Source organism: Janthinobacterium sp. 1_2014MBL_MicDiv, from assembly GCF_001865675.1.
In the GTDB taxonomy this organism is placed as follows: domain Bacteria; phylum Pseudomonadota; class Gammaproteobacteria; order Burkholderiales; family Burkholderiaceae_D; genus Janthinobacterium.
This window is the reverse complement of record NZ_CP011319.1, coordinates 3,104,526-3,118,017: the sequence shown is the minus strand read 5'-3', so window position 1 is coordinate 3,118,017 and position 13,492 is coordinate 3,104,526. Positions and strand designations below refer to the sequence as shown.

The 13,492-nt window shown below is 64.0% G+C and carries 11 protein-coding genes; 9 read left to right on the top strand and 2 right to left on the bottom strand.

The window, feature by feature from the left end:
* Positions 1–29: 29 nt before the first annotated feature.
* Entirely contained in the window at positions 30–476 is a 447-nt protein-coding gene (locus tag YQ44_RS13580; RefSeq protein WP_071323831.1) for a GNAT family N-acetyltransferase, read from the bottom strand.
* Between the two features lie 287 nt (positions 477–763).
* On the opposite strand from YQ44_RS13580, the gene YQ44_RS13575 reads away from it, so the two are divergent.
* Genes YQ44_RS13575 through YQ44_RS13565 form a run of 3 tightly spaced genes read left to right on the top strand, consistent with a single transcriptional unit; the run spans position 764 to position 4,139 of the window.
* Positions 764–2,008 carry an MFS transporter gene (locus tag YQ44_RS13575; protein ID WP_071323830.1) on the top strand — a complete coding sequence of 415 codons (1,245 nt, stop codon included), beginning with the start codon at positions 764–766 and terminating at the stop codon, positions 2,006–2,008.
* Positions 2,005–3,390: a NarK family nitrate/nitrite MFS transporter gene (locus tag YQ44_RS13570; protein ID WP_071323829.1), complete on the top strand. Its 1,386-nt coding sequence runs from the start codon at positions 2,005–2,007 to the stop codon at positions 3,388–3,390. The genes YQ44_RS13575 and YQ44_RS13570 overlap by 4 nt, the downstream gene beginning before the upstream one ends.
* A gap of 56 nt (positions 3,391–3,446) precedes the next feature.
* Positions 3,447–4,139 (top strand): carbonic anhydrase, encoded by a 693-nt coding sequence (locus YQ44_RS13565; protein WP_071323828.1) that lies wholly within the window; start codon positions 3,447–3,449, stop codon positions 4,137–4,139.
* A 116-nt stretch (positions 4,140–4,255) separates the two neighbouring features.
* Here the strand turns inward: YQ44_RS13565 and YQ44_RS13560 are convergent, their stop codons facing one another.
* Positions 4,256–4,627: a ribonucleotide reductase subunit alpha gene (locus YQ44_RS13560; protein WP_071323827.1), complete on the bottom strand. Its 372-nt coding sequence runs from the start codon at positions 4,625–4,627 to the stop codon at positions 4,256–4,258.
* Between the two features lie 242 nt (positions 4,628–4,869).
* Between YQ44_RS13560 and YQ44_RS13555 the strand changes: the two genes are divergently transcribed.
* The 6 genes from YQ44_RS13555 (at position 4,870) to moaA (ending at position 13,476) form a co-directional block, all read left to right on the top strand.
* Positions 4,870–8,568, top strand: coding sequence for a nitrate reductase subunit alpha (locus YQ44_RS13555; RefSeq protein ID WP_071323826.1), 3,699 nt, complete (start codon positions 4,870–4,872; stop codon positions 8,566–8,568).
* A 1-nt stretch (position 8,569) separates the two neighbouring features.
* Positions 8,570–10,120, top strand: coding sequence for a nitrate reductase subunit beta (gene narH / locus YQ44_RS13550; RefSeq protein ID WP_071323825.1), 1,551 nt, complete (start codon positions 8,570–8,572; stop codon positions 10,118–10,120).
* Between the two features lie 9 nt (positions 10,121–10,129).
* A complete protein-coding gene (narJ, locus tag YQ44_RS13545; protein ID WP_232251283.1) occupies positions 10,130–10,798 on the top strand; it encodes a nitrate reductase molybdenum cofactor assembly chaperone in 669 nt (222 codons plus the stop codon).
* 28 nt (positions 10,799–10,826) lie between these two features.
* A complete protein-coding gene (gene narI / locus YQ44_RS13540; RefSeq protein WP_071323824.1) occupies positions 10,827–11,513 on the top strand; it encodes a respiratory nitrate reductase subunit gamma in 687 nt (228 codons plus the stop codon).
* A gap of 141 nt (positions 11,514–11,654) precedes the next feature.
* Positions 11,655–12,401, top strand: coding sequence for a peptidylprolyl isomerase (locus YQ44_RS13535; RefSeq protein ID WP_071323823.1), 747 nt, complete (start codon positions 11,655–11,657; stop codon positions 12,399–12,401).
* A gap of 88 nt (positions 12,402–12,489) precedes the next feature.
* Positions 12,490–13,476 carry a GTP 3',8-cyclase MoaA gene (moaA, locus tag YQ44_RS13530; RefSeq protein ID WP_071323822.1) on the top strand — a complete coding sequence of 329 codons (987 nt, stop codon included), beginning with the start codon at positions 12,490–12,492 and terminating at the stop codon, positions 13,474–13,476.
* Positions 13,477–13,492 lie beyond the last annotated feature (16 nt).

Sequence of the window (13,492 nt, the reverse complement as noted above, 5' to 3'; positions counted from 1 at the left end):
GCGCCATACGCCGTCGGAACAAGGTGGCCCTAGCGCAGGAATTTGACATACACGAGCTCCGGATCGCCCTCATCGAGATGCTCGATCCGGCCGCTGCGCACAAAGCCGGCGCTGGCGAACAGCCGTTGCGCGGCCAGGTTGGACCGGTTCGTCGAAGTGAACATTTTCTCCGTCGGGCACGCTGCCACGGCGGCTGCCAGCAGCCGCTCTCCCACGCCCAGGCGCCGGTGCGCGGGCGACACCACCACCAGGGATATGAAGCCGTAGCCGAAGAAGTCGTCGTGCAGAAGCACATAGCCGGCGACCTGGCCGGCCCGCGTGGCGAGCAGGCAGTGTCCCTTGCCGACGGCGGCGCGCACGGCCTCGCCGCGGGCGGCGTGCGCCTGCGCGTAGGCGTCGCAGGCCAGCATGGCTTCCACATCGCCAGATGCCGCCGCGCGGGTGATGGTCTCGTCTGCTGCGCCGCTGTGCTCCATGCCGCTCCTTTTTCTCCAGGCGCCGAGTGTGCCAAAAACGCGGCGTTTTGTAAAATCCCCCGCCATCCTGGCTAGGTCCATTCCCCATCGCCTAGTCACTTTTGCCGATGCGGCTATCCAGATTGCCTTTCCAGAATCACCCTGTGGCCGATAGTGCCTTTCGCGGCTGGCACGTAAGCTGGTCGGGACGGCTGGCCAGACGGCCAGTGCATTCATGGAGAAACATCGTGGCTACCCTAGATGGCACTAACAAGAACAGTAACAACAACAAGGCAGCCGAACCGGGCATGCGGCGCAAGCAGGCGTCCGTGCTGGTCAGCAGTACCTTTGCCTTCACGATCTGCTTCGCGGTATGGATGATGTTCGCCGTACTGGGCATCCCCATCAAGACCAGCCTGGGCTTGACTGAAACGCAATTCGGCCTGCTGGCCGCCATGCCCGTGCTGACGGGCTCACTCGTGCGCGTGCCGCTGGGCATCTGGACGGACAAATACGGCGGACGCCGCGTCTTCTTCCTGCTGATGCTGGCCAGCGTGGTGCCGATCTACCTGATCGCCTACGCCACCGCCTACTGGCATTTCCTCTTGCTGGGCATGTTCGTGGGCCTGGCGGGCGGTTCGTTTTCCGTCGGCACGCCCTACGTGGCGCGCTGGTACGAGAAGGAGCGCCGCGGCCTGGCCATGGGCATCTTCGGCGCCGGGAACTCCGGTTCCGCGCTGACCAAGTTCGTCGCGCCCGGCATCGTCGCCGCCTTCGGCTGGCAGATGCTGCCCAAGGTGTATGCGGTGGCCATGCTGGCCACGGCCGTCATCTTCTGGCTGTTCTCGTACACGGACAAATCGCACCTGGCGCCATCGGGCGAGAGCTTTTCGGCGCAGATGAAGGTGCTGAAGGACCCGCGCGTGTGGCGCTACTGCCAGTACTACTCGGTGGTGTTCGGCGGCTATGTGGCGCTGGCGCTGTGGATGACGAAGTACTACGTGGCCGAGTACGGCTTCGACCTGAGCCACGCGGCGCTGCTGGCCGCCTGCTTCTCGCTGCCGGGCGGCGTGCTGCGCGCGCTGGGCGGCTGGATTTCGGACAAATACGGCGCGGCGAAAGTCACCTGGGCCGTGATGTGGGTGTGCTGGGTGTGCTTCTTCCTGCTGTCGTACCCGCAGACGCAGATGGTGGTGGAAACCGTCACGGGGCCGCTGGCCTTCCATATCGGCCTGTCGCCGCTGTGGTTCACCGTGCTGCTGTTCATCGTCGGCATCGCCATGGCCGTGGGCAAGGCGTCCGTCTTCAAGTTCATCGGCGATGATTTTTCCGACAACATCGGCGCCGTTTCGGGCGTCGTGGGCCTGGCCGGCGGCCTCGGCGGCTTCATCCTGCCCGTGATGTTCGGCGCCCTGGTCGACTTCACCGGCGTGCGTTCGAGCGCCTTCATGCTGTTGTACGGCACCGTCTGCGTCTCGCTCGTCTGGATGCATTTCTCGTTCAAGCCGCTGCGCGCGGCCACTACCAATCAACCTGCAGGAGTAAAAACATGAGCCGCTACATGATCAATACGTGGGAGCCGGAAACACCGAGCTTCTGGCAAAGCACGGGCAAGGCCACGGCCGCGCGCAATCTGTGGATTTCGATTCCCGCACTGCTGCTGGCGTTCGCCGTGTGGATGGTGTGGAGCGTGGTGGTGGTGAACCTGCCCAACATCGGCTTCACCTACAGTAACAACCAGCTGTTCTGGCTGACGGCCTTGCCGGGCCTGTCCGGCGCCACCTTGCGCATCTTTTACTCGTTCATGGTGCCGATCTTCGGCGGCCGGCGCTGGACGGCCATTTCCACCGGCTCGCTCTTGATCCCCGCCATCGGCATCGGCCTGGCCGTGCAGGACGTGAACACGGGCTATCCGACGATGCTGATCCTGGCGCTGCTGTGCGGCTTCGGCGGCGGCAATTTCGCCTCGTCGATGGCCAACATCAGCTTTTTCTATCCGAAGGCGAGCAAGGGCTTCGCGCTGGGCATGAACGCGGGCCTGGGCAACCTGGGCGTCTCGGTGGTGCAGTTCGTCGTGCCGCTGGTGATCACGTTTGCCGTCTTCGGCGCCTGGGGCGGCGATGCGCTGACCTGGGTCAAGAATGGCGTGAGCAAGGACATGTGGTTGCAGAATGCGGGCTTCATCTGGGTGCCGTTCATTGCACTCTCCACCTTGCTGGCCTGGTTCGGCATGAATGACCTGGCGTCGGCCAAGGCTTCGTTTTCCGAGCAGGCCGTGATCTTCAAGCGCAAGCACAACTGGCTCATGTGCTGGCTGTACACGGGTACCTTCGGTTCCTTCATCGGCTATTCGGCCGCGTTTCCGCTGTTGATCAAGATCCAGTTCCCCGACGTCAATCCGCTCGACTACGCGTTCCTCGGTCCCCTGGTGGGCGCGCTGGCGCGCGTGGCCGGCGGCGTGATCTCGGACAAGCTGGGCGGCGCGCGTGTCACCCTGTGGTCGTTCCTGCTGATGATAGGCGCCGTGCTGGGCGTGCTGTACTTCATGCCGCAAGGCGGCGTTGGCGGTAACTTCAATGGCTTCTTCTGGATGTTCATGCTGCTGTTCGCCGGCACCGGCATCGGCAATGCGTCGACCTTCCGCATGATCCCCGTGATTTTCCTGACCGAGCATCAGCGCGCCGCGGCCGGCAAGGGTAAGGCGGCGCAGGAGCAGGCCATCGTCGACGCCAACAAGGAAGGCGCGGCCGTGCTGGGCTTCACGTCGGCCGTGGCGGCCTACGGCGCCTTCTTCATCCCGAAAAGCTACGGCACCTCGATCGCCATGACGGGCAGCCCCGACGCGGCCCTGTGGTGCTTCATCGGCTTCTACGCCAGCTGCATCGCGATTACCTGGTGGTGCTATGCGCGCAAGAATGCGCCTATGCCTTGCTAAAGTTGGCATGCCTGGCAAGCCGGTCTTGCCAGGCGTTGAGGAAATGAGAGTATGTGATGGAAGAACTGGAAAAATTCGTCAACGGCTTCAGCCTGTTTCAGCAGCAGTATTTCAGCGAGCCGCAGACTTTGTACGACAGCTTGCGCGACGGGCAGCGGCCTTCGACCCTGCTGATCGGCTGCTGCGATTCGCGCGTCGATCCCATGCTGCTGACGGGCAGCGACCCGGGCGACATGTTCGTCGTGCGCAATATCGCCAACCTGGTGCCGCCGTGTACCCCCGATGCGCCGCCCGGCGTCAGTTCGGCCATCGAGTTTGCCGTCTGCAAGCTCGAAGTGGCCAGGGTCATCGTGCTCGGGCATGCGCGCTGCGGCGGCATCCGCGCGCTGCTGGAGCCGCAGCCGCGCGCGCAGGGGCAGGAAACGGACTTCGTGGGACAGTGGATGCGCATCGCCGAACCGGTGGCGCAGCGCGTGCGGCGCGACCTCGGACACCGCTCGTCGGCGGAACAGCATCATGCGTGCGAGCTGGCCAGCATATTGCAGTCGCTGGACAACCTGCTCACCTATCCCTGGCTGAAACGCCGGGTGGAACAGGGCGTGCTGAAACTGCATGGATGGTATTTCGATATCGACAGCGGGGCGCTGATGGCGTACTCGGCGCGCCAGCAGCAGTTTTTGCCCCTCGTCTGTCCCATCGAGCGGGCGCGCCACCTGCATGAGCGGCCGTGGCCGGATGCGGCCAGGTAGAGGTGTCGGATTACGCGCGGCGTTGCCGCGCTAATCCGACCTACGTCGCGACATTCTTCCGTCAATTACGCAAGGCAGGTCGGATTAGCCGGTAGGGCGTCATCCGACAAGTTCCCTCAGCTGAAACGCAGCAAATCGCCGCTGCGGTCGAACGCCAGCAGGCTGTCGATGCGGCCCTGCTCGATGGCCGTCACCATGGCGCGCAGCGGCGCCTCGCATTCCTGCGGCGCGGGCGGCTGGCCGTCCCGGCCCGCCAGTCCCGCCACGAAGACCACGTCCCAGTGCGTCTGCATCTGCTTCGATTCCTCCGTGAGTTTTTCAAAGCTGTCCAGTTCATCGGGCAGCTTGTCGGCGCACATCACGGGCGTGAGTGACTTGCCCAGGCCGCCAGGCTGGGCCTGCGCCTGGGTAAACGTGAACAGCAGCCGTTGCGGCTGTTCCTGGGTGCGGGCACTGCGCAGCAGGCTGGCGTAATCGGTAATGGGCATGGCTTTCCTCCTGGTTGAATGATGGCGACAGGTATACCGCAGCGCGCGCGTGCCGCCCATAGGCAATAGTGACTATCCGGGTGACTACGCGCCTATGCATTCCTGGTGCCGGAAACCGACTTCTTGCCAATACCGCCGCGCAGGGCGCATCGCTAGACTGTTGGTATCGACGCTTGAGCCATCGTGCTTGCAGCGTTTCTTAAGACCTGGCGCCGCTGTCCGCGGCGCAATGTGGAGGTAGCATGAGTCACTTTCTGGACCGCCTTAAATTTTTTAGCAAGCCCGCCGAGCCGTTTTCCAACGGCCACGGCACCGTGGTCGATGAAGACCGTACCTGGGAAAACGCCTACCGCCAGCGCTGGCAGCACGACAAGATCGTGCGTTCCACGCATGGCGTGAACTGCACCGGCTCGTGCAGCTGGAAGGTGTATGTCAAGAATGGCCTGATCACCTGGGAAACCCAGCAAACCGATTACCCGCGCACGCGTCCCGACCTGCCCAATCATGAACCGCGCGGCTGCCCGCGCGGCGCCAGCTATTCCTGGTACGTGTATTCGGCGCAGCGCGTGAAGTACCCGATGGTGCGCGGCCGCCTGATGGAAATGTGGCGCGAAGCGCGCAAGACCATGGACCCCGTCACGGCCTGGGACTGGATCAGCCAGGACCCCGTGCGCTCGCAGCAGTACAAGTCCATCCGCGGCCTGGGCGGCTTCGTGCGCGCCACGTGGGACGAATCGAACGAGATCATCGCCGCCGCGAATGCGCTGACGATCAAGAAATACGGCCCGGACCGCGTCGTCGGCTTTTCGCCGATTCCCGCCATGTCCATGGTCAGCTATGCCTCCGGCACGCGCTACCTGTCGCTGATCGGCGGCGTGGCCCTGAGCTTCTATGACTGGTACTGCGACCTGCCGCCGGCCAGCCCGCAAGTGTGGGGCGAACAGACGGACGTGCCGGAATCGGCCGATTGGTACAACTCGACCTACCTGATGGTGTGGGGCTCGAACGTGCCGATGACGCGCACGCCCGACGCCCACTTCTACACGGAAGTGCGCTACAAGGGCACGAAAACCGTGGCCATCTCGCCAGACTACGGCGAAATGGTGAAGTTCGGCGACATCTGGCTGGCGCCGAAACAGGGCACGGACGCCGCGCTGGCGCTGGCCATGGGCCACGTCATCCTCAAGGAATTCCATGCGGAAGGCCAGAGCGCCTACTTCCGCGACTATGCGCGCCAGTACACGGATTTCCCCATGCTGGTACTGCTCAAGGAGCATAACGGCACGCTGGTGCCCGACTACTTCCTGCGCGCCTCGCACCTGGACAACAACCTCGACGAGACCAACAACCCGGAATGGAAAACCCTCGTCATCGACGAAAGCACGGGGGCGATCACGGCGCCGGCCGGCTCCATCGGCTTCCGCTGGGGCGAGTCGGGCAAGTGGAACCTGGAACAGAAGGCGGGCGGCAGCGGCGCGCCCATCGTGCCGATGCTGTCCATGATCAACGACAGCGACGCCGTCACGGAAGTGGGTTTCGCCTACTTCGGCGGCAAGGACGCGGCCGACATGCTGCTGCGCAAGGTGCCCGTGAAAACCATCCGCCTGGCCGACGGCACGACGGGCCTGGTGACCACCGTGTTCGACCTGACCCTGGCCAACTACGGCATCGACCGTGGCCTCGGCGGAGAAAATGTCGCGGAAAGCTATGACGACGACGTGCCGTACACCCCCGCGTGGCAGGAAAAGCACACGGGCGTGAAACGCGCCGACGTCATCACCGTGGCGCGCCAGTTCGCGGAAAACGCCGACCAGACGCGCGGCAAGAGCATGGTCATCGTGGGCGCCGGCCTGAATCACTGGTACCACATGGACATGACCTACCGCGGCATCATCAACATGCTGATGATGTGCGGCTGTATCGGCCAGTCGGGCGGCGGCTGGGCCCATTACGTGGGCCAGGAAAAGCTGCGTCCGCAAACGGGCTGGACGCCCTTGGCCTTCGCCCAGGACTGGGTGCGTCCGATGCGCCAGATGAACGGCACCTCGTTCTTCTATGCGCACACGAGCCAGTGGCGCCATGAAAAGCTGGAAACGGGCGACATCGCCTCGCCATCGGCGGCCGGCGGCACGGGCGACCTGACCCTGCTCGACTACAACGCCAAGGCCGAGCGCATGGGCTGGCTGCCATCGGCGCCGCAGCTGCAAACCAATCCGCTGGACGTGGCCAAGGCCGCCAGGGGGGCGGGGCAGGCGCCGGCCGCGTATGCGCTCGACCAGATCAAGGCGGGCCAGCTGCAGTTCTCGTGCGACGACCCGGACAATGCGGCCAACTTCCCGCGCAATATGTTCGTCTGGCGTTCGAATATCCTCGGCAGCTCGGGCAAGGGCCACGAGTACTTCCTGAAATACCTGCTCGGCACGCAGAACGGCTTGCTCAGCGACGAAGACGACTGCCTGAAACCGCAGCAGGTGAAGGTGCGCCCGGCCGCCGAAGGCAAGCTCGATCTGCTGGTGGTGCTGGATTTCCGCATGTCGACCACCTGCCTGTACGGCGACGTGGTGCTGCCGACGGCCACCTGGTATGAAAAGGACGACTTGAATACGTCGGACATGCATCCGTTCATCCATCCGCTGTCGGAAGCCGTGCAGCCGCTGTGGCAATCGAAGTCGGACTGGGAAATCTACAAGGGCATCGCCGAGAAATTCTCGGAAATCGGCGGCGAGCTGCTGGGCACCCAGCAAGACATCATCCTCACGCCGCTGATGCACGATACGCCCGGCGAACTGGGCCAGCCTTTCGATCCCAAGGACTGGCGCGCCGGCGAATGCGAGGCGATTCCCGGCAAGACCATGCCGAACATGACGGTGGTCGAGCGCAATTACCGCGACGTCTACAAGAAATTCACGTCGATCGGCCCGCTGCTGGAAAGCATCGGCAATGGTGGCAAGGGCATTTCCTGGAAAACGGGCCATGAAGTGGACGTGCTGCGCGGTATCAACCGCACGGTGCTGGAAGAAGGCGTGTCGCAGGGCCAGCCGCGCCTCGATACGGCCATCGATGCGGCCGAGATGATCCTGTCGCTGGCGCCGGAAACGAATGGCCACGTGGCCGTGAAAGCCTGGGCCGCGCTGTCCGCCATCACGGGACGCGAGCACACGCATCTGGCGCTGCCGCGCGAGCATGACAGCATCCGCTTCCGCGACGTGCAGGCGCAGCCGCGCAAGATCATTTCCTCGCCCACGTGGTCGGGCCTGGAAAGCGAGGAAGTCAGCTACACGGCCGGCTATACCAACGTGCATGAACTGATCCCTTGGCGCACCCTGACGGGCCGCCAGCAGTTCTACCAGGATCACCTGTGGATGCGCGACTTCGGCGAAGGGCTGTGCGTGTACAAGCCGGCCATCAACACGAAGACGACGGAAGCGCTGCTGGGCACCCAGCCGAACGGCAACAAGGAGCTGGCGCTGAACTTTTTGACGCCGCACCAGAAGTGGGGCATCCACTCCACGTATTCGGACAACCTGCGCATGCTGACCCTGTCGCGTGGCGGACCGCACGTGTGGCTGTCGGAAATCGACGCCAAGACGGCCGGCATCGTCGACAACGACTGGATCGAAGTCTTCAACGTGAACGGCACCCTGACGGCGCGCGCCATCGTCAGCCAGCGCATCCCGGCCGGCATGACGATGATGTACCACGCGCAGGAAAAGATCATCAACGTGCCTGGCGCGGAGATGACGGGCAAGCGGGGCGGCATCCATAACTCGGTGACGCGCGCCGTGCCCAAGCCGACGCACATGATAGGCGGCTACGCCCAGCTGGCCTACGGCTTCAATTATTACGGCACGGTGGGCTCCAACCGCGATGAATTCGTATTGGTGCGCAAGATGAACAAGGTCGACTGGCTCGAAGGCCCGTTGCAGGAAGAAGGAGCATAGTATGAAAATCAGAGCGCAAATCGGCATGGTGCTGAACCTGGACAAGTGCATCGGCTGCCACACCTGTTCCGTCACGTGCAAGAACGTGTGGACCAGTCGCGACGGCGTCGAGTACGCATGGTTCAACAACGTCGAGACGAAACCGGGCATCGGCTATCCGAAGCAGTGGGAAAACCAGGACAAGTGGAATGGCGGCTGGCGCCGCACGGATGCAGGCAAGATCGAGCCGCGCCAGGGCAGCCGTTTGAAAATCCTGGCGAATATCTTTGCCAACCCGAACCTGCCCGCCATCGACGAGTACTACGAGCCGTTCACCTACGACTACGAGCACCTGCAAAGCGCGCCGCTGTCGCAGACGCCGCCGACGGCCCGTCCGATCTCCGTGCTGACGGGGAAGAAGATGGAAAAGATCGAGTGGGGCCCGAACTGGGAAGATGACCTGGGCGGCGAATTTGCCCAGCGCAGCAAGGACAAGCTGTTCGACAACATGCAGAAGGAGATGTACGGCACGTTCGAGAACACCTTCATGATGTATCTGCCGCGCCTGTGCGAGCATTGCCTCAATCCGACGTGCGTGGCGTCCTGCCCGTCCGGCTCCGTCTACAAGCGCGAAGACGACGGCATCGTGCTGATCGACCAGGACAAGTGCCGCGGCTGGCGCATGTGCATTTCCGGTTGCCCGTACAAGAAGATTTACTACAACTGGTCGTCCGGCAAGGCGGAGAAGTGCACGTTCTGCTTCCCCCGCATCGAAGCGGGCCAGCCTACCGTGTGCTCGGAAACGTGCGTGGGCCGCATCCGCTACCTGGGCGTGCTGCTGTATGACGCCGACAGGATCGAGGCCGCCGCTTCCGTGCCGCAGGAGCAGGACCTGTACCAGGCGCAGCTCGGCCTGTTCCTCGATCCGCACGACCCGGCCATCATCGCCGAGGCGCGCCGCCAGGGCATCCCCGACCTGTGGCTGGAAGCTGCCGTCAAGTCGCCCGTCTACAAGATGGCCGTCGAGTGGAAGGTGGCGTTCCCGCTGCATCCCGAATACCGCACCTTGCCGATGGTGTGGTACGTGCCGCCGCTGTCGCCGATCCAGGCGGCCGCCGAATCGGGCAAGCTGGGCGTGAACGGCATGCTGCCCGATACGCAAAGCCTGCGCATTCCCGTGCAGTACCTGGCCAATCTGCTGACGGCCGGCGACCAGCCGCCCATCGTCTCGGCGCTGGACCGCATGCTGGCCATGCGCGCCTACATGCGCAGCAAGACCGTCGAGAAGGTGGAAAACCTGACGGTGCTCAAGCAGGTGGGATTGACCCAGGCGCAGGTGGAGGACATGTACCACATCATGGCCATCGCCAACTACGAGGACCGCTTCGTCATCCCCAGCAGCCACAAGGAAATGGCCGAGGACAGCTTCAACGAGAAGGGTTCCTGCGGCTTCAGCTTCGGCAATGGCTGCTCGGACGGAGTCAGCGAGCCGACCTTGTTCGGCAAGAAAAAACACGGTTCGGCCATCTTCATGCAGATGCCGAAGTCGCGCAAAACGGCGCCAGGCGCTTAAGGAGCTCATATGGACTACGCCATGAACCACTATCACATCCTCTCGCGCCTGCTGCTGTATCCGGAGCCCGAGCTGATCGCCCACCTGCCGCAGCTCGATGCCGCGCTGGCGGCCGTGCCGGAACAGCACGCGCTGCTGCGGCCCTTGCTGGCGCACCTGGAAAGCAGCAGCCTGATCGACCTGCAGCAGCAGTACGTAGCCACCTTCGACCGCAATCCCTCGCACTCGCTGCACCTGTTCGAGCATATCCACGGCGAATCGCGCGACCGGGGCCAGGCCATGGTCGACCTGATGGAGGAATACAAGCGCCACGGCCTGCAGATGGTGGGCGACGACTTGCCCGACTTCGTGCCGCTGTTCCTGGAGTTCCTGGCGCAGCTCGACGAGGCGGCTGCCGCGCCATTGCTGGGCGACGCCGTGCACGTGCTGGCGCATATCGGCCGCAAGCTGGCGGCCAACGGCAGCCCGTATGCGCCTGTCTTCACCCTGCTCGAACGCCTGAGCCCCGTGGCGGCAGAAACGCTGGCCGAACCGCCGGTGCGCGACATGGACGAAGCGCTGGAAACCTTCGGTCCAGGTGCGGACGGCGTCGAGCCGCTGCTGCGCCAAGGCCATGGCCAGGTCGCGGGCGGCGTCCATCCCGTGCATTTTCACCCGCAGCCGCGGCGCGCCGCCTGAACGGCGTCCGCATGAAGAGGAGTACATCATGAGTCATTACCTGCATCAATTCGTCTACGGCATCTATCCGTACATCGCGCTGGCCATCTTTTTTCTCGGTAGCCTGATCCGTTTCGACCGCGAGCAATACACGTGGAAGTCCGATTCCAGCCAGCTGTTGCACCGCGGCAGCCTGCGCCTGGGCAATATCCTTTTCCATATCGGCATCATCGGCCTGCTGTTCGGCCATGCGGCCGGCTTGCTGACCCCTGTCTGGGTGTGGGACACCCTGGGCGTGTCGCACAGCCTGAAGCAGGGCGTGGCCATGGCGGCCGGCGGCGTGATGGGCGGCCTGTGCCTGGTCGGCCTGCTGATCCTGCTGGCGCGCCGCTTTTCCAATGACCGGCTGCGCGCCGTCACCACGGCCGGCGACAAGCTGGTGATGCTGTGGATTTTGCTGACCTTGCTGCTGGGTCTGTCGTCGATCTTTGTCTCCGCCTCGCACATGGATGGCCACATGATGGTCTTGCTGATGCAATGGGCGCAGCACATCGTCACCTTCCGCGCCGACGCGGCCAGCTTCATCGTCGACGCGCCGCTGGTCTTCAAGCTGCACCTGTTCATGGGCATGTCGCTGTTCGTCATCTTCCCGTTCACCCGCCTGGTGCACGTGTGGAGCGGCTTTGGCGCCATCGGCTACCTGGGCCGCGCTTACCAGTTGGTGCGCCGCCGTTAAAAAAAACGCCATGAAAAATCTACTGTGCGTAGCGATTTTCGGCCTGCGATGCTCACTGTGCATGCGCACAGCTGCGCTTCTCAGCCGCAACTCATCTCCGCTCGCGACGATTTTTCAGGCTATTTATGGAAGGAAAGTAAGATGGGAATCTCCGTCAATGGCATCGATATCGACGATGCCGACATCGCGCGGGAACTGCCGCATCACGACAGGGCCGGCAATCCGCTGAAACAGGCCGTGCATGAACTGGTGCTGCGCCGGTTGCTGCTGGACGAGGCGCAGCGCCTCGGCGTGCAGGGCACCAGCATTGATGACCGCATCGAGGCGCTGTTCGCGCAGGAAGTGCGCGTGCCGCCCGCCGACGATGCGGCCTGCCGCACGTTTTACGCGCAGCGCCCGCAGCTGTTTCGCAGCGGCGCGCTGGTCGAGGCGCGCCACATCCTGTTCCAGGTGACGCCCGAGGCGCCTTTGGAACTGCTGCGCGCCACGGCGCAAGCCGTGCTCGATGCCTTGAAACTGGCGCCCGAGCGCTTTGCGGAACTGGCGGCGCAGTACTCGAACTGCCCGTCCGGCGCGCTGGGGGGCAATCTGGGCCAGCTGTCGCCGGGCCAGAGCGTGCCGGAATTCGATGCGCTGCTGTTTCGCCTGGAAGAGGGCGCGCTGGCCGGCCACTTGCTGGAAACGCGCTTCGGCTACCACGTGGTGCAGGTGCTGCGCCGGGTCGAAGGCCAGGCCATTCCCTACGAGGCGGTGCAGGCGCAGATCGCCGACCGCCTGTCGCGCGCGGCCTGGCAGCGCGCCGTGCACCAGTACCTGCATTTGCTGGTGGGCCGCGCCGAGATCGCCGGCATCGAGCTGGAAGGCACAGCCAGTCCGTTAGTGCAATAGACCGGAAGGCGTAGGCCGCTAGGCCTTCTGGGGCACAGTCAGATCGTGCCCCAGCCTTTACAATCGAGGAAGAAACAGGAGTAGCGTCATGAGTAGCGTCAAGTTGCAGGACCGTTTTGGCCGTTCGATCGATTATGTGCGGCTGTCCGTCACCGACCGCTGCGACTTGCGCTGCAGTTATTGCATGCCCAAGGGCTTTCGCGGCTTCGAAGAACCGAAGGATTGGCTGACGTTCGATGAAATCGAGCGCCTGCTGGGCATTTTCGTACGCCTCGGCACGCGCCGCGTGCGCCTGACGGGCGGCGAGCCGCTGTTGCGGCGCAAGCTGCCCGAGCTGGCGCACAAGCTGTCGTCGCTGCCCGGCCTGCAGGACCTGTCGCTGTCGACGAATGCCACGCAACTGGGCAAGCACGCCACGGCCTTGCGCGCGGCGGGCGTGGACCGCATCAATGTCAGCCTTGATTCGCTCGACCGCGCCTGCATGCAGCAGATCACGGGGCGCGACAGCCTGCAACCCATCCTCGATGGCCTGATGGCGGGCAAGGCGGCCGGTTTTGATCCGATCAAGATCAATATGGTGGCCATGCGCGGCGTCAATGACGGCCAGATCGAGGCCATGGCGGCGTTTTGCATCGAGCAGCAGTTCATCCTGCGCCTGATCGAAGCCATGCCCATGGGCAGCACGGGGCGCGATGCCCACTACATGCCGCTGGCCGCCGTGCGCGAGCGCCTGGCGGCCCGCTTCGGCCTGGTGCCGCAGGCGCAGGAGCTGGGCGGCGGGCCGGCGCGCTACCTGGCCACGCCCGATGGACGCTCGAGCATCGGCTTCATCACGCCCATGTCGCAGCATTTTTGCGCCAGCTGCAACCGCGTGCGCCTGTCCGTCGATGGTACCCTGTACCTGTGCCTGGGACAGGAAGAGAAATTCGCCTTCGGTCCCATGCTGCGTGGCGGCGCCACCGATGCGGAGCTGGAAGCGGCGATCCGCGCGGCCATCGAACTGAAGCCGCAGCAGCATGATTTCAACACGCAGCCGGACAAGATTATCCGTTTCATGGCCCAAACCGGAGGCTGAACGGTGCGGTGCCAAG